16 protein-coding genes are annotated in these 16,935 nt (G+C 33.5%); 9 read left to right on the top strand and 7 right to left on the bottom strand.

The genetic code is table 11. The features are described 5' to 3' along the window. The first annotated feature begins 174 nt into the window (after positions 1-174). On the top strand, positions 175-1,038 hold the full coding sequence (tehB, locus tag A9G12_RS11255) for an SAM-dependent methyltransferase TehB (protein ID WP_065565943.1): 864 nt from the start codon (positions 175-177) through the stop codon (positions 1,036-1,038). A gap of 43 nt (positions 1,039-1,081) precedes the next feature. Here the strand turns inward: tehB and fmt are convergent, their stop codons facing one another. The 5 genes from fmt to A9G12_RS11230 all read right to left on the bottom strand — a co-directional run bounded on the left by fmt (position 1,082) and on the right by A9G12_RS11230 (position 7,157). Continuing rightward, a complete protein-coding gene (gene fmt, locus A9G12_RS11250; RefSeq protein ID WP_065565942.1) occupies positions 1,082-2,044 on the bottom strand; it encodes a methionyl-tRNA formyltransferase in 963 nt (320 codons plus the stop codon). Between the two features lie 112 nt (positions 2,045-2,156). Next, on the bottom strand, positions 2,157-2,459 hold the full coding sequence (locus A9G12_RS11245) for a hypothetical protein (protein WP_065565941.1): 303 nt from the start codon (positions 2,457-2,459) through the stop codon (positions 2,157-2,159). Between the two features lie 127 nt (positions 2,460-2,586). After that, a complete protein-coding gene (locus tag A9G12_RS11240) occupies positions 2,587-4,464 on the bottom strand; it encodes an SLC13 family permease (RefSeq protein ID WP_442903487.1) in 1,878 nt (625 codons plus the stop codon). 319 nt (positions 4,465-4,783) lie between these two features. Continuing rightward, entirely contained in the window at positions 4,784-6,589 is a 1,806-nt protein-coding gene (gene edd / locus A9G12_RS11235; protein ID WP_065565940.1) for a phosphogluconate dehydratase, read from the bottom strand. 43 nt (positions 6,590-6,632) lie between these two features. Continuing rightward, positions 6,633-7,157, bottom strand: coding sequence for a gluconokinase, GntK/IdnK-type (locus A9G12_RS11230; RefSeq protein ID WP_065565939.1), 525 nt, complete (start codon positions 7,155-7,157; stop codon positions 6,633-6,635). 608 nt (positions 7,158-7,765) lie between these two features. On the opposite strand from A9G12_RS11230, the gene gatA reads away from it, so the two are divergent. From gatA to A9G12_RS11190, 8 genes are all read left to right on the top strand, one after another. Beyond that, positions 7,766-8,218, top strand: a complete 453-nt coding sequence (gatA, locus tag A9G12_RS11225) for a PTS galactitol transporter subunit IIA (RefSeq protein ID WP_065565938.1) — start codon at positions 7,766-7,768, stop codon at positions 8,216-8,218. 14 nt (positions 8,219-8,232) lie between these two features. Next, positions 8,233-8,517 carry a PTS galactitol transporter subunit IIB gene (gatB, locus tag A9G12_RS11220; RefSeq protein ID WP_065565937.1) on the top strand — a complete coding sequence of 95 codons (285 nt, stop codon included), beginning with the start codon at positions 8,233-8,235 and terminating at the stop codon, positions 8,515-8,517. 4 nt (positions 8,518-8,521) lie between these two features. Further along, positions 8,522-9,904, top strand: a complete 1,383-nt coding sequence (locus A9G12_RS11215) for a PTS galactitol transporter subunit IIC (RefSeq protein WP_065565936.1) — start codon at positions 8,522-8,524, stop codon at positions 9,902-9,904. Between the two features lie 94 nt (positions 9,905-9,998). Then, entirely contained in the window at positions 9,999-11,042 is a 1,044-nt protein-coding gene (locus A9G12_RS11210; RefSeq protein ID WP_065565935.1) for an alcohol dehydrogenase catalytic domain-containing protein, read from the top strand. A gap of 92 nt (positions 11,043-11,134) precedes the next feature. Then, positions 11,135-11,908, top strand: a complete 774-nt coding sequence (locus tag A9G12_RS11205; protein ID WP_065565934.1) for a DeoR/GlpR family DNA-binding transcription regulator — start codon at positions 11,135-11,137, stop codon at positions 11,906-11,908. A gap of 193 nt (positions 11,909-12,101) precedes the next feature. Beyond that, positions 12,102-13,046 (top strand): hexose kinase, encoded by a 945-nt coding sequence (locus tag A9G12_RS11200; RefSeq protein ID WP_065565933.1) that lies wholly within the window; start codon positions 12,102-12,104, stop codon positions 13,044-13,046. Between the two features lie 21 nt (positions 13,047-13,067). Next, positions 13,068-13,922, top strand: coding sequence for a tagatose bisphosphate family class II aldolase (locus A9G12_RS11195; RefSeq protein ID WP_065565932.1), 855 nt, complete (start codon positions 13,068-13,070; stop codon positions 13,920-13,922). 1 nt (position 13,923) lies between these two features. Next, entirely contained in the window at positions 13,924-14,574 is a 651-nt protein-coding gene (locus A9G12_RS11190) for an HAD-IA family hydrolase (RefSeq protein ID WP_065565931.1), read from the top strand. A 94-nt stretch (positions 14,575-14,668) separates the two neighbouring features. Here A9G12_RS11190 and A9G12_RS11185 read toward each other — a convergent pair whose 3' ends face one another. Both A9G12_RS11185 and A9G12_RS11180 read right to left on the bottom strand, forming a co-directional pair. Then, on the bottom strand, positions 14,669-15,823 hold the full coding sequence (locus A9G12_RS11185; RefSeq protein WP_065565930.1) for an ABC transporter permease: 1,155 nt from the start codon (positions 15,821-15,823) through the stop codon (positions 14,669-14,671). Next, complete coding sequence (locus tag A9G12_RS11180; RefSeq protein WP_081299762.1) at positions 15,807-16,931, bottom strand: HlyD family secretion protein; 1,125 nt, start codon at positions 16,929-16,931, stop codon at positions 15,807-15,809. The genes A9G12_RS11185 and A9G12_RS11180 overlap by 17 nt, the downstream gene beginning before the upstream one ends. Positions 16,932-16,935 lie beyond the last annotated feature (4 nt).

The following is a 16,935-nucleotide window of genomic DNA, read 5'->3' as shown; positions in this document are numbered from 1 at the left end:
TTTTACTCTATCGTCTAGGATGATGACGATTATATGTTGATAAAGCCAACTTCGCTACCATAAATTTATTTTTAGCTATCTTATTGTTATTAAAATTTTGCTAAAAAACTATTTACTATTCGAATAGTTTACTATAATAGTCAACTATTAATTGCAATTAGCAGTGGTATCATCATGGAAAATTTAGTTTGCTATAAAAAGTTACCTATCTGGAATGCAGAAACTCTACCGCCTCCATTCTGTGAAAAACATAATACCCAAATTGGTACTTGGGCAAAGTTACAAATTATTGAGGGTAGCTTAGATTTTGACATATTAACTTCAGAAGGTGAAATTGTTAATCGGCAACATTTTAATACTCAACATCAGCCACCATTTATAGCGCCACAGCAATGGCACCGTATTGCCGCAGTATCAGATGATCTTAGCTGCCAATTATCTTTTTATTGTTTACCCGAAGATTATACTAATAAAAAATATCAGATGACTAAAACACATTCTGACGTCTATGAGACTTGCCAACTAATACCAACTACTGGTAGCGTTTTAGATCTTGGTTGTGGATCTGGACGAAATTCACTATATCTGCAATTACTGGGTTTTAATGTTGATGCGGTTGATAAGTCTGAACTGAGCATTAATAATTTACAAGAAATCATTACTAATGAACATTTATCTCATATTAATGCATTTGTTTATGATATTAATCAAGCTAGTTGGCAAGGTAAATATGATCTGATTATTTCAACTGTGGTAATGATGTTTTTACAACCTGATCGCATTCCAGATATTATCCATAATATGCAAGTAATCACTAAAACAGGCGGTTATAATTTAATTGTTAGTGCTATGTCTACTCAGGATTATCCTTGTCCAGTTGGTTTTTCATTTACTTTCAAAGAACAAGAACTAATTAATTACTATAAAAATTGGAAAATATTGAAGTATAACGAAGATATTGGTGAACTACATAAAACAGATATACATGGTAATCGAATTAAATTAAGATTTGCCACTTTATTAGCAAGGAAAAAATAATATTAACAGGGTATTACCCTGTTATAACTGTACATTGATATTTTTAATTAGTACTGAGTATCTGACCAACAATAAACCATGCTTTGCGGGAGTTTAATAAATCTTGTGCTGCCATCGGTTTTTTCCCCGCTGGTTGTAGCCGTGTCATATTTAACGCTCCGTCACTTGTTGCAATGCAAATCCCTTGTTTATCTGCTTGGAGAATTGTGCCAACAGGTTGGTTATGTTCAGTAACTATCGCTTGAGCTTGCCATACTTTAACCATTTCTCCATTGACTGCAAAATAACTTACCGGCCATGGGTTAAAAGCGCGAACACATCGTTCAAGTTGTATTGCTGGTAAATTCCAGTCTAGCTTTGCTTCTTGTTTAGATAACTTCTCTGCGTAAGTGGCTTGGGTAACATCTTGCTTTTCAGGTTTAATCTTTCCTTCGTTGATTAGGGTTAAAGTTTTAAGTAAGCCTTGAGGTCCTAATTGAGCCAATTTATCATATAAAGATGCACTAGTATCTGTTGGTTCAATAGGGCAACTTAGTTTGAATAACATGTCACCAGTATCAAGCCCGGCATCCATTTGCATAATGGTGATACCTGTTTGCTTATCGCCAGCCCAACAAGCTCGTTGAATTGGTGCTGCTCCACGCCAGCGAGGTAATAATGAACCATGGACATTTAAACAACCTAATTTTGGCATATCAAGCACTGCCTGAGGTAAAATTAAACCATAAGCAACAACAATCATAATATCAGCCTTAAGTTCAGCAATGATTCGCTGATTTTCTTCTTTTTTCAATGAAGCGGGTTGATAAACAGGTAAGTTATTTGCTAGTGCTAATTGTTTAACCGGGCTTGCAGTTAACTTGTTCCCCCGACCAGCAGGGCGATCTGGCTGAGTAAATACAGCAATTATATTGTGTTCACTATTGAGTAGTGCTTGTAGATGGATTGCTGCAAAGTCTGGAGTCCCTGCAAAAATTATATTTAGTGGGTTAGTCGAGTGAGGCATAATAATGTCCATAATCTAAAAATTATTGGCATTATACTAGAAATTTTATAGAGAAGCTTTAATCTGAAAAAATCACAATTAAATAGCTTCTCTTTTGTTTAATTAATTTATACTATAAAGGAAGATTCCGTTTAATCATACCTTGTTCATAAGCTGCAAAAATATCATTTTGTATTTTCATCCATTGTTTATAAAAAATACCAGAGGACAAAATTGCTGCAAATTTACTATCTTTCCATTTTTTGCATTGATTATATAAACGTATTAATTTGGCATCACTTATTTTCCCAGCGTTAATTTGACGGATAAGTGTTTTGCTTTTGAGTCTACCTACTATAACTAACATAAAGCTCAAAAATAAAAGTATAACTAAAACTACGCCAAAAGCGAGAATATAACGTAATAAATCATTCATTTTTTACCATTCCTTGTATTTAAAAATATAATTCTTAGTTATTTGTCATCAATAAAAACCTATTAATATCATTTATATGGTTATTATGATGGCAAATGTTTAATTTATACATAATAGATATCAGAATTTAAAACGGGAAAAATATAGGGACTATTGCAATATCGATCGCCATTACTAGAAAGGTTAATGGAACGCCAATTTTCACAAAATCACCAAAGCTATATCCACCAGGAGCTACAATCATTGTCTTAACCGGTGATGAAACAGGAGTAATAAATGATGCGGAGGTAGCAATGGCAACAGTCATAGCGAATGGATAAGGTGAGTAACCAAATTTTATTGCCAAATTGATGGCGATAGGTGCTATTAAAATAGCTGTAGCTGTATTAGAGATAAATAATCCAACTGTTGAACAGAGTAAAAAAATAAATGTTAGCACTACATATGGGCCATAAGATTTTAAATGTATTTCCAGCCAATCAGAAATTAGTGATATGCCACCAGTTTTACTTAGTGCTATTGCAAAAGGCATCATGCCGATAATTAAAATTAAAGATGGCCAGTGTATGGACTTATATGCACTATTCATATCTATGCAACGGGTAGCACCCATTAATAAACAGGCAATAAGTGCAGCAACCACGTTAGGTACAATACCTGTTACCATTAATATGATCATTATGGCAAGATTTATTAAAGCTGCATAAGCTTGTGAACTTGCTGGTGCAATATCATCTATATCTGCTGGAAAATCTAATACTACAAAATCATTGGTTCGTGTTTGTAATTTTTGAATTGATCCCCAACCGCCACAAACTAATAGCGTGTCACTCATTTCTAAACGTTCTTGAAATAGGTTATTTGTTTCAACGGGTGCATGGTTGCGCCAAATACCAATCACTGTTAAAAAATATTTTGCTCTGAAATCAAGTTCATTTAATGTTTTGCCGCATAGCGTTGATTCGGGTAGTAATGCTACTTCGGCCATACCTACTTCTTTAACTTGTTCGGAAAAATATTCACCACGTAATACTTTAGGTTCAAGGTTATTATTAGTTAAAAATGTACGGTAATCAGCTTCCGAGTGTGACATGTCAAGTAATAAGATATCATTTTCACGAAATTCAGTGGTACCGTTAACTGGGATTAAGACTTTTCGGAATTTACGCCAGCGTTCAATACCTATAACATTTACTCCGTGTTCACTACGTAAATGTAAACTATCTATGGTACGTCCCACAAAAGGTGAACCAGTTAGTATTTGTGCTCGATGGGCACGACCAGTTAATTTATAATCCCTGATTAAGTCAGTAATTTTTCGTCTTTGTGGTTGTGATTTTGTTGGTGTTATTTGTTCAGCAGTAAGTAACCAATTGCGAGTAATTATGCAATAAATAATCCCAAATATTAAAACGCATAAGCCAATTGGTGTAATGGAGAAAAATTTGAATTCAGTTAATGAAGAACGGTCAAGTTCACTATTTACAACTAAGTTAGGTGCTGTAGCAACCAAAGTCATCATACCGCTAATTAACGCAGCAATACAAATTGGCATCATCAATTTTTTGATATGAATGCCGGTGTGATTAGCAATACTAATTGCCACTGGAATAAAAATAGCAACCACTCCAGTTGAGCTCATTACCGAACCGAGTAAAGCAACACCTAACATAATATAAGTAATAATACGAATATCATTTTTGCCAGCTATTTTTAATATATATTCACTCATCTTATATGAAATGCCAGTTCTGACCAGACTTTCACCTATAATAAATAGCAAGGCAATTAAGATAATATTGGGATCACTAAATCCAGCTAATGCTTCGGCAGGAGTTAATACACCAGTAATGGTAATGGCCATAATTGTTAGTAAGGCAATAATGTCCATTCTTAACTTGCTGAATGAGAACAGTAAAATTACAATTAATAATAGTAGGCAGACTGTAATGAGAGAATAGTTTTCAATAACATAATTAGGTAAGATATCAGTAATCGATGATATCCAATTATGTCCTGATGACGCTTGTTTCACAAAAAGTAACTCTATTTTAAACTGACTATATTTTCGACATAATACCTTGATTTATTGCAATTGGGAATATATTTTATCAAAGTTTATTGTATAAAATCATTACCATTTTAAATGGAAAAATGAGCAATGTGGTTAATTTGTTGGTAGATAATTATTATTAAATAATAAAACTACTAAACTGTCTAATTTGATAAAAGTATTACATTTTTGTAAAGATGTTTCCAATTAGGTATACGTTTGAGTATATTTTAATATATTCTGCCGTTTTTATACGGCAGAATAATTAGGACTAAAAGTTAACAGCTCCTTCTTCTGCGGAAGTAAGATTTTCACGAATAATCGTAAAAAGTTCACGACCAAAGCCATGATGTGAGTCGGTTAAATTAAATGGATAAGGTTCACGTCTAGCAAGTTCTACTTCATCAACTAGTAACGTTATTTCGCCAGTTTGCCCATTAACTCTGATCATATCGCCATCTTTTACCTTACTGAGTAATCCACCTTCATAGGCTTCAGGAGTAACATGAATAGCAGCCGGCACTTTGCCTGATGCACCAGATAAACGTCCGTCGGTTAATAATGCTACTTTATAGCCGCGATCTTGTAATACGCCTAATGGTGTAATAAGTTTATGAAGTTCGGGCATACCAATTGCTTTTGGGCCTTGGTAACGCACCACTACAACACAATCTTTATCTAGTTCTCCCGCTTTATATTCAGCATCTAAATCATATTGGCTATTAAAAACTACGGCTGGCGCCTCAATAATTTGATGTTCTGGGGCGATTGCGGATGTTTTCATTACTGCTCGACCAATATTACCAGACATTACTTTTAATCCACCATGTGAATTAAAAGGTTTTTCCATTGATGCAATGACATTTTCGTCTAATGACTTTGTTGGTCCTTCTCGGTAGATTAATTGACCATTTTCTAATATAGGTTCTTTGGTATAACGACTTAAACCATGACCGGCAACTGTTTCAACATCTTCATGTAACAACCCCCCATTTAATAGTTCTCTAACTAATAATGACGTACCACCAGCAGCTTGAAAATAATTGATATCAGCTGGTCCGTTTGGATAAATTCGACAAAGCAAAGGAACAACAGTGGATAAATCAGAAATATCATCCCAATTAATGATAATACCTGCTGCTTTAGCCATAGCAACAATATGCATGGTTAGATTTGTAGATCCACCAGTAGCAAGTAAGGCTACTAAACCATTTACAATCACCTTTTCGTCAACCATTTTACCTACAGGCATATAATTTCCTGATTGATTAGTTAGACGCGTAATTTGTTTAGCAGCGGCATTGGTTAATTCAAAGCGTAATGCTGTTTCTGGATGAACAAAGGCGGCCCCGGGTAAGTGTAAGCCCATTAATTCAATAACCATTTGGTTACTATTTGCGGTTCCATAAAAAGTACAAGTACCACTGGTGTGGTAAGAAGCAGATTCTGACTCTAATAAATCTTCACGTGTTGCTTTACCTTCCGAATATAATTGGCGAATACGGACTTTTTCTTTGTTTGGTAGCCCAGTAGGCATTGGCCCGGCTGGTACAAAAATTGCGGGTAGGTGACCAAAGGTTAGAGCTCCAACAAAAAGGCCAGGCACAATTTTATCACATATTCCTAAATATAAAGCGCCATCAAACATATTGTGAGATAAAGCAACTGCAACTGACATAGCTATTATATCTCGGCTCATTAATGAAAGTTCCATACCTGGTTCACCTTGAGTGACACCATCGCACATAGCCGGTACACCTCCAGCCATCTGACCAACCGCACCAGCTTCATGTAAGACTTTACGGATCTGTTCTGGATAAAACTCATAAGGCTTATGAGCGGAGAGCATATCATTGTATGAATTAATAATACCAATATTACTTTTTAAGATGTTTTTTAAATCATTTTTGTCATTAATACAACAAGCGGCGAAACCATGTGCTAAATTGCTACACGGTAAACTAGATCTGGTCACTTTTTTTAACATGGCTTGTTCTATTTTTTGTAAATAAGCCTCACGCGAAGCTTTAGAACGATCAATAATGCGCTGGGTTACAGCTTTAATGATATGATTCACATTAACCTCTTTGTTTTTATTATTTTTAATTTTATTTATATTTTTAGCAATGACAGATTGTTTTTATAACTTCTTTAGTATCATGTACTACACTATTTAATGGTTGCTCAATATCAATAGTATAGACATCTTTTTCATCTAAAGTCGGTTCTTCAAGGGTATCAAATTGTGATTGCAGCATACTGGTTTTTTGATAATGACCTACACGTTTCGCTAAACGATCTGCGATAACTTCAAAGCTTCCTTTTAAATAAATGAAATGAACATTCTCATTTTCTCCACGAATAATATCCCGATACTGCCGTTTTAGTGATGAACAAATAATAATTGATACATCATTGACATTACTCATTGCAAAAGCTGCATTACTAATTAAATGAAGCCAGGGGGTACGATCTTCATCGTTTAGAGGTGTACCACTTCGCATTTTTAAAATATTGGCTTTAGGATGCAAAAAATCACCATCTAAAAAAGCAGCATCCAGATCATAAGCTACTTGTTTAGCAACTGCGGATTTACCACTACCAGATACACCCATTAATATAAAAACCTGTTTATGCTTTTTCATTATAATTAATCCTGTATTACTATACTTGTTACTGGTAACATTTTGCTATTTTAATATTTTTTAGCAATTTAAAATATCTTTTTTTGTGATCTTGATCAGATTTTAGGTGATGTTATTGAAATAATTTGTACAAAAGATATAAAAATATTTTATCAATTAAAGAATAACATGTAATTTAATTTTTTATATTTTCTCCCCCCAAAATCTAATTAGATTTGTGTGACATGTTTAAATGGCATATTGTCCAATAGAATGCGTATTGTTTAAAACTATTGAATTTATTAGATTGGTAAAATTTATGCAAATCTAAACCTAAACCTAACTCTAACCTGTTAACTTTATGATATTACTTCATTTAATAATAAGTATATAACACTCCAAACATCATTTTTATTATTCATATCAAGATATTAAGATATTTTTAATATTTTTTGTGTCATCAGTAAATAGTATTAATTAAATTTTTATTTAGAAAATTAGATTTCGATCACAAAAAAGTAATTTTCCGTTTGCTTCCCCATTAGAAAGTAATTAGTCTTTCATTATGCCTTTTGATTTCGAAACCCAAGCCTAAAATATAACATGAAGAACATCATTGGAGATCTAATATGAATAAATGTCAGCTCCTTTTCGAAGAAAATCTTACATTTGGCGATGATATAGAAGCGTTGACTTATATTAGTAAGAAACTACAACAAAAAGGTATTGTAAAAGATAGTCATTTAAATGCTTTAATTGAGCGAGAAAATTCATTTCCAACGGGTATTGAACTCGATGGTTATGCTGTGGCTATTCCTCATTGTGATGCACAACATGCTAATACCCCAGCTATTTTTATTATTCGTACCCAATCCCCTGTTGCTTTTAACCGAGCAGATGATGTTGGCAAAGTAAATGTTTCATTGATTATTTCACTTGTAGTTACTTCACCTGCAGATCAACTAACATTATTAAAAGCTCTTTTTTCAAATCTACAAAATAAAGAATTCTATCAATTCTTATTACATGCACCGCAAAGTGAAATTGCTGGGCGTTTTAACAACGTGATATTTAATCAATAGTTTTTGGAGGCATTATGAAAAAGAAAATAATTGTTGCATGTGGTGGTGCTGTTGCAACATCAACTTTAGCAGCAGAAGAGATAAAAGAATTATGCAATGAAAATAACATTCAATTCGATCTCGTCCAATGCCGTATTAATGAGATTAGTACTTTCATTGATGATGCTGATTTGATCTGTACTACTGCAAGAATGGATCAAACTTTTGGTGATATTCCCATTGTTCACGGAATGCCTTTTGTTTCAGGGGTTGGAATTGAGCAGTTAAAAGAAAAAATATTAGCTATTTTAAAAGGATAAACCTATGTTTACTGAAATTATGCAGTATATTTTGGACCTAGGTCCATCTGTTATGTTACCTATTGTTATTATTATTTTTTCATTAGTATTAAGAATGAAGGTTGGTGATGCATTAAAAGCAGGGATACATATAGGTATAGGGTTTGTTGGTATTGGGTTAGTAGTTGGTTTGTTAACTAGCTCTGTAGGACCAGCTGCTCAGGCAATGGCTGAAAGATTTGACATAAGTTTGAACGTTGTAGATGTTGGTTGGCCGGGCGCCGCTCCTATGACTTGGGCTTCTCAAATTGCATTGGTTGCTATACCTATTGCTATAGCGGTTAATATTTTAATGCTAGTTTTACGACTAACACGCGTAGTCAATGTTGATATTTGGAATATATGGCATATGACATTTACAGGTGCACTTGTTTATATTGCAACAGGTTCTTATTGGCTTGGTATTGCTGGCGTAGTTATCCATGCAGTTATTGCTTATAAATTAGGTGACTGGTTTGCAAAAGATACCAAAGAGTTTTTTGAGCTTGATGGTATTGCTGTTCCCCATGGAACTTCAGCCTATTGCGGTCCAATTGCAGTATTTGTTGATGCCGTAATTGAAAAAATTCCTGGCATTAATAAAATTAATTTTAATGCTGTTGATATGCAAAAGCGATTTGGCGCCTTTGGTGAACCAGTGACAGTTGGTTTATTTATGGGAGTTGTTTTAGGGCTGTTAGCTGGTTATGGCTTAAAACAAACATTGCAATTGTCAATTCAAACAGCTGCGGTAATGTTATTAATGCCGCGTGTTATTAAACCTATTATGGATGGTTTAACTCCAATATCTAAACAAGCCCGTAAGCATTTACAATCAAAATTTGGTGGGCAAGACTTTCTTATTGGTTTAGATCCTGCATTATTATTGGGTCATTCAACAGTAGTATCAGCAAGCCTAATATTTATTCCTTTAAGTATTTTTATCGCGATTATTTTACCTGGTAACGAAGTCCTACCATTTGGTGACTTAGCCACAATCGGCTTTTTTATCGCTATGGGAGTAGCTATTCATAAAGGTAACTTATTCAGAATTATAATTTCTGGTGCAATTATTATTGCTATTACTTTATGGATTGCGACCCAAATGGTTCCTCTAACAACTCAATTAGCTATTAATGCTGGAACTGTTACTTCAGGCAGTGGAATTTCAGTTGGGGCCATGGATCAAGGTGGTTCACCAATAACTTACATTCTTGTGCAACTTGTCAACTTAAAACAACCGATTGGTTTTGCGCTTATTGGACTGTTTTATCTATTCTGCTTGTTTTTGACATGGAAGCGAGCACAAAAATACAAATTGTATTTAAAAGAACAACAAATAGCTGAAGAAAAAACTGTAGATAAATAATCAGCAAATAATAACTCTATCAAATAATCCATGTGTTTACTTATTAATGAGATCAACTATCAACGTAATTTGAAAACTAATAAAGGAAAAGAAAATGAAAGCGGTTGTAGTTAATGAAGGGGGAGATTTGTCTATTCAGGATGTTGAAAAACCCCAAATAACATCTCCAGTGCAAATTCTAGTAAAAGTTGCTTATTCAGGACTATGTGGTTCAGATATCCCTAGAATATTCGATCATGGTGCACATTTTTACCCTATAACTTTAGGTCACGAGTTTAGTGGTAATGTTGTTGAAATAGGCGGCGATGTAGTAGAGTTTGAAGTGGGAGATTTAGTATCCTGTGTTCCCTTATTACCATGCTTTAAATGTGAAGAATGCCAAAAGCATTATTATTCACTTTGTAAAAATTATGTTTTTGTTGGTTCAAGGATAACAGGGGGATTTGCTGAATATATTGTACTTGATAAAAGAAATGCTTTTAAATTGCCAAAAGGAGTGAGGCCAATTGAAGGTGCATTTTTTGAACCTATGACTGTCGGCATGCATACACTTTTATTAGCAGGGGGATGTCAAAATAAAAATGTGGTAATTGTCGGTGGAGGTACAATCGGATTGCTTGTAATGCAATGTGCTAAAGCTATGGGAGCTAAATCTGTTGCTGTTATTGATATTAATGAAGAACGGTTAGAACTTGCAAAACGTTTAGGCGCTAATGAGGTTTATAATTCTAAATCTCTGACTCCAGAAGAAATTAATCATGCATTATCTCCTCATCGTTTTGATCAAATTGTATTAGAAACAGCGGGTTCACCAGTTACAGTTAAACTCGCAGTTGAAATTGCTGGACCTAGGGCAATTGTGGGTTTAATTGGTACATTACATAATGATATTACATTATCTGAAAAAAACTTTGGTTTGATTTTAAGAAAAGAATTACAAATTTTAGGAAGTTGGATGAATTATTCAGCACCATGGCCAGGAAAAGAATGGCAATTAGTTAGTCAATTTTTTATGGATGGAAAAATAAAACTCGATGAACTTATTGCTAGTATTGGTGATTTTGATTCGTTTATTAAGCAAGTTAATTCCTTAAATGGTAATCCTATGAATGGAAAAATACTATTGAATTGTATGTAATTATTTGATTGATACTCATCATTAAAAAGATAACTTATCTTTTGATTTTGTTTGTTATACACTGCTGAAAAGTTTTCGAAAAAGGAAATATTATGAATGCTAGTGAAAGACGTCAACAAATAGTAGATCTACTTAACATTAAAGGAACTTTATTAGTCAGTGACTTAGCTGGACAGTATGATGTTTCAGAAGTGACAATTAGGACAGATCTTAGATTGTTGGAAAAGCAAGGTGTGCTTACTCGGTTTCATGGTGGTGCAACCAAAATCATATCTAATGATGAAACTAAATCATTTAAAGAACTGCAATTAGAAGAACGTTATCAGCGCTTTATTGAAGCTAAAAAACGTATTGCTATAGAAGCGGTTAAACATGTAAAAGAGGGTGATACCATTATTTTAGATAGTGGAAGTACCACCATGTTGATAGCTGAAGAACTTGTTAAATTAAAACATATCACAGTAATCACAAATAGTCTTACGTCTGCGTTTATCTTATCAGATAATAGCGACATTATGTTGTTTATGTGTGGTGGTACACTTAGACATAAGACACGTTCTTTTCATGGAAAAATCGCCGAGCAATCGCTAGATGGCATCTCTGCTGATATTTTATTTGTTGGTGCAGATGGAATTGATGCGAAAAGAGGAATAACAACATTTAACGAAGGTTATACTATTAGTAGTGTTATGGCAAATGCAGCTAAAAACGTGATTGCTGTTTTAGATTCATCAAAGTTTGGTCGAAATGGATTTAATGTGGTATTGCCATTAGATAAATTAAATACCATTATTACTGATACCAATGTGGACAGTAACTGTCAGCAAGAATTTGAAGCTAAAGGTATTTGTTTTATAGCAGTCTGATAATTTAGCTAATAATAGTTTACTTTTAAAAATATATTTTATTGATATATAAATATGCAAGAATAAATTATCTATAAGATGAAATAACAATAATAATCAATTTGTTATTAACAAAATTTCTTTTTTTATTCTTAAATATTTGATCAATAATAATGGTTATTTCTCCTATCGTGCTCAATGCGTAGGTGAAAATATGATATTAACAATTACGATGAATCCTTCTGTGGATATATCGTATCCGTTGAATAAATTAGTTATCAATGATATTAATCGGGTTTCTAATGTAAAAAAAACAGCGGGAGGGAAAGGACTTAACGTCACAAGAGGAATTAAATATTCTGAGATACCTGTTTTAGCATCAGGAGTTATAGGAGGAACAACTGGCGAATTTATTCAAAAAGAGCTAAATAATGATAATATTGACTATAATTTCTATATTACGGAGCATGAATCGAGAAACTGTATTGCGATTTTACACGAAGGGAATCAAACAGAAATTCTTGAATCAGGGCCGATTTTAAATGACCAAGATGTTAACGTATTTTTTCAGCATTTTCAGTCTTTATTAAATAAATCAAAAGTCATTACTATTTCAGGGTCTTTACCACAAGGATTCCCCCTCAATTTTTATACCCAGTTAATTGCAGAAGCCAAAAAGTATCAGATTCCAGTATTACTTGATACATCTGGTAAAATTTTACTTGAAACTTTACAGTCAAATGATAAACCATTTTTAATTAAACCCAATAGGGATGAATTACAGCAAATTACACAAATGGATATCGATCCAAATAACTGTGATTCATTAATTAGAGCCATTAATCATCCTCTACTTAATAATATTCCTTACGTCATTATTTCGTTAGGTAAAAATGGCGCCTTTGCTCGTTGCAATAATCATTTTTATCAAATTTCTATTCCAAAAATAAATGTTGTCAACCCTGTCGGTTCTGGTGATGTTACGTTAGCCGGCCTTGCTGTAAGCATTCATGAAAATGAAAATACGCAAGCAATGCTTAAACGCGCCATGACCATGGGGATGCTTAATGCGATGGAGTCACAAACTGGTTTTGTTAATATGAATAAATATATTGATTATTATCAAAAAGTTATCGTCTCATCAATTCTTTCAAAATAACAGATTAATTAGGAGTTACTTATGTATCTTATTTCCAGTCAAGAAATGTTAAAAAAAGCTCAACGTGAATGTTACGCTGTTCCTGCATTTAATATACACAATTTAGAAACTATTCAAGTTGTTGTTGATACCGCTAAAGAAATGAATTCACCAGTTATTCTTGCTGCTACACCAGGAACCTATAGTTATGCAGGCACAAAATATTTAATTAATATTTGTAAAACTGCAGCTGAAACACATCATTTCCCTTTTGCATTACATTTGGATCATCATGAAAATATAAGCGATATTAAAACTAAAATAGAAGCAGGGATTCGTTCTATTATGATTGATTCTTCTCATTGTCCATTTGAAAAAAATATTGCTATTGTTAAAGAAATGGTTGATTTTAGTCATATTTATAATGTAAGTGTTGAAGCTGAATTAGGTCGACTAGGTGGTCAAGAGGATGATTTAATTGTCGATGAAAAAGAAAGTGCTTTTACTGACCCAGATGCAGCTAAAGAGTATGTAGAAAGAACTCGTATTGACTCATTAGCTGTAGCCATAGGGTCAGCTCATGGTTTGTATAAAGGCGAACCAAAACTTGATTTTATTCGTTTAGAAAAAATACGGAATAAAGTTGATATTCCACTAGTTTTACATGGTGCATCAGGAATTCCTGAATCAATGGTGAGAAAAGCCATTTCATTAGGTATTTGTAAAGTTAATGTGGCAACAGAATTAAAAATTGCTTTTTCGGATGCGTTAAAGCAAGATTTTATAGAGCATCCAGATGCGAATGATCCTCGACATTATATGCAGCCAGCAAAATTAGCCATGAAAAAAATAGTTGAAGAAAAAATACGCATTTGTGGTAGCGCAGGTAAATTGTGATATGAAAGCCAAAGCAATTCTTTTTGATTTAGATGGAACATTAGTTAATTCATTGCCAGCAGTTGAGCGCTGTTGGTTGAAATTTTCTCAACGACATAAACTCAATCATTCATATGTTTTAGATACTATCCATGGTCGCAAAGCAATTGATAATATTAGATACTTTTTTCCTAATAAATCAGAAGAGTTTATCAAGAAAGAATTTCTTTGGCTAGAACGATTGGAATCTGATGATTTAATGGGAATTAATGAAATTTCTGGAGCAAGCGATTTTTTGCGACAATTATCCTTACTTAATATACCTTGGGGGATTGTCACATCTGGTACAAGACCGGTAGCAATGTCTCGATTTAATTTACTCAAAGTACCTATTCCACAAGTATTTATTACTGGAGAAATGGTCATGAATACTAAACCTGCACCAGATGGTTATTTACAAGGAGTAAAATCTTTTGGACTACAAACTGAGCAATGTATTGTTTTTGAGGATTCTGTAGCTGGCATTGAGTCTGCGTTTAATGCTAATTGCCAAGTAATTGGTGTTAATATACCTAATTTAATTAACCATGAAGTCGAATTATATATTCGTACTTTTAATGAATTATGTTTAGTAAAAAATTCAGATAATGAATTGGTTGTTTTAAAAAAATAATATTAAAATATATGTTATATATTTTATATATATAAGTTAAACCAAATTTTACTTTTTAAACTGTCACAAAAAAATCAGCTAAGTCCTAATTATTTTATAAATTAGCTGATTTCTTCATTTTATTAACAAACATCATTACAACAAAAGCGATTATAGTTAAATAGATGATAAATGCTCCATAAGTAGCTAACATATCTATGAGTGAGCGTCCTCGCATGGCAAAGTCACGGAAGAAACGAAATAACCAAACTAAAGGAAATGCGTGACTAACATAGTAAGTCCAAATTGGCATAATCCCTACGGCCATAGTGGATCCACCCATGATGAATCCAGGCGGTACTAAAAATATCATCCGGCTAGCACCTTCTCCTGGATTGTTAGTATTCCATGAAAGTAATAGTCCTAACCAGCCAAATGCTAATCCGGTCATAAACACACTGGGTAAGTAAGCAAAATAGTTCCCATCAAAGCGCAATTGTCCAAAAATAACTAATACAGCAGTGATTAAGGTTAATGCGGTAGTGTAAAATAATGCATACGGAATTGTTCTGGCTAATAAAGCTAATGGCCCCCTTTCTAATGCAATATTCCACATTCCGGTTACTTTTAAGCGACCTATTATCATCAATGAAGTTAGACCATAAGTTAATGACGAGAAAAAATAAACAAAATAAATAATTGTTGAGATAGTTGAAGCACTAGCTGGGTTAAACATATACCTAGTTTTGAGTTGCATTGGCGACAAGACTGCTTCGGTACTATCTTTACCTAATCCTAACGCCGCTACTTGGTTAATACTTATTTCAACACCTAATTCGGGTATATATTCATTAAGACTCTGTAATACTTTAGCATTTTGTGCATCATTGGTATCATCAGCAAAATAACCTAAGCGAACTGTTTGATCTCCCTTTTTTAAGCTTTTTTCCAAACCTTTAGGAATATATAACACACCTAAATTGCGATCATGCGAGACCAAAGGTATTGGATTTACTGGTGCTCTAAGAACCTCTGATACTTCAATGTAAGGAGAAGTATTAATTTTGCTAATTAATTCTGTAGAATATTTAGAACCATCTAGATCAATAACAGCAATTTTCCCTTCAAAAACAGCTCCATGACTTAAAACTAATGAAAATATTAGTGCAATGATAGTTGCTAAACCAATCGATACCTTATAATAAGGTATAAAATGGCCTGATAACATTGCATCAAGTTCTTCAAAAATCGATTTAATGATGTTTTGCATCATCAACCTCAAGTGTCATTCCGGTTAATAATTGTGGAATAGATTCTATATAAATTCTAACTTGATAAGAAGTTAGATCAGCTTGGCCTCGTTCTCGTGTCATTCTTAGATCAGCAAAGGAAGGAGCTGCTGTAGCAAAACGAATAATTCCTTTGACTTTTTTGTCAAGTGCAATGGCATTAGCTGTTACAGATGTTCCTGGTTGATAATCTTTGACCATGTTTTCATTGACATAAATATCCACATATTTACGATCGGTTTCTAATAATACTGCAGGTGCTCCATTTGGTACTACCTCACCATCTTCATACATAATCTTTAATACTTTACCACTCTCAGGAGCAACTAAAGTGAGTCGTTTGTAGTTAACTTGTAATTGCTTTAACTCGGCTTCAGATTGATTTAATTGCCCACGTAATTGCGCTAATTGATTTTGACGATTTTTGATTTTATCTCTAGCAATAGTAATCGCTTGTAAAGTCATGCCTGTTGCATCTTTAGTTTGCTGAAACTGTTTAATTTGTTCTTTTGTAGCGCCTATCATCAATGTTGCTAATTGACTTTCAATCTGCACTACTTGCATTTTAGTTGCAATGAAAGTATTACGAGTGCTATCTAATTGTGATTGTGAAGTACCACCGGTTTTACGTAATTGGCTATGCCGATCAAATTCAGTACTTGCTAAATCTCGAGCAGATCTGGCTGCCTCTAAATTAGCTTGAACTTCTTCTATTTTTCGCCAAGTTGATAATTCAGTTAAATCTGTATCGTTTTCTGCAATTGTGATAGCTGCTTGTTCTTGATTAACTGAAGCTTGTTGGCTATCAACAAGTGCTTGAAGGCGTTCTATGGCAATTTTTGTATCAATATCATCAAGTTGCATTAAAGGATCCCCTTTTTTTACAAATTCTGATTCTTGTACAAACCGCTTAATTACCCTCCCACCAACATTTTCAAATGCTACATTAACTTCATCAGCGGTTAATACTCCGGATTTGATACTTTTAGCTACCGAAACTGCATCATTTCTTGAACCAAAATAAATCAGAAAAGATCCGAAGGTTAGTAATAATAAAAATATGGCTGGGATTTTAATATTTTTTTTCATAATC

This window comes from Gilliamella sp. wkB112, assembly GCF_001690685.1.
GTDB lineage: Bacteria > Pseudomonadota > Gammaproteobacteria > Enterobacterales > Orbaceae > Gilliamella > Gilliamella apicola_J.
The sequence above is the reverse complement of the archived record's forward strand: the minus strand, read 5'-3'. Positions and strand labels throughout refer to the sequence as shown.

Bases quoted from the DNA above. Each gene is read 5' to 3' on its own strand.
- tehB (WP_065565943.1), top strand. From the start codon at position 175: ATGGAAAATTTAGTTTGCTATAAAAAGTTACCTATCTGGAATGCAGAA.
- fmt (WP_065565942.1), bottom strand. From the start codon at position 2,044: ATGCCTCACTCGACTAACCCACTAAATATAATTTTTGCAGGGACTCCA.
- A9G12_RS11245 (WP_065565941.1), bottom strand. From the start codon at position 2,459: ATGAATGATTTATTACGTTATATTCTCGCTTTTGGCGTAGTTTTAGTT.
- A9G12_RS11230 (WP_065565939.1), bottom strand. From the start codon at position 7,157: ATGAAAAAGCATAAACAGGTTTTTATATTAATGGGTGTATCTGGTAGT.
- gatA (WP_065565938.1), top strand. From the start codon at position 7,766: ATGAATAAATGTCAGCTCCTTTTCGAAGAAAATCTTACATTTGGCGAT.
- gatB (WP_065565937.1), top strand. From the start codon at position 8,233: ATGAAAAAGAAAATAATTGTTGCATGTGGTGGTGCTGTTGCAACATCA.
- A9G12_RS11215 (WP_065565936.1), top strand. From the start codon at position 8,522: ATGTTTACTGAAATTATGCAGTATATTTTGGACCTAGGTCCATCTGTT.
- A9G12_RS11210 (WP_065565935.1), top strand. From the start codon at position 9,999: ATGAAAGCGGTTGTAGTTAATGAAGGGGGAGATTTGTCTATTCAGGAT.
- A9G12_RS11205 (WP_065565934.1), top strand. From the start codon at position 11,135: ATGAATGCTAGTGAAAGACGTCAACAAATAGTAGATCTACTTAACATT.
- A9G12_RS11200 (WP_065565933.1), top strand. From the start codon at position 12,102: ATGATATTAACAATTACGATGAATCCTTCTGTGGATATATCGTATCCG.
- A9G12_RS11195 (WP_065565932.1), top strand. From the start codon at position 13,068: ATGTATCTTATTTCCAGTCAAGAAATGTTAAAAAAAGCTCAACGTGAA.
- A9G12_RS11190 (WP_065565931.1), top strand. From the start codon at position 13,924: ATGAAAGCCAAAGCAATTCTTTTTGATTTAGATGGAACATTAGTTAAT.
- A9G12_RS11185 (WP_065565930.1), bottom strand. From the start codon at position 15,823: ATGCAAAACATCATTAAATCGATTTTTGAAGAACTTGATGCAATGTTA.
- A9G12_RS11180 (WP_081299762.1), bottom strand. From the start codon at position 16,931: ATGAAAAAAAATATTAAAATCCCAGCCATATTTTTATTATTACTAACC.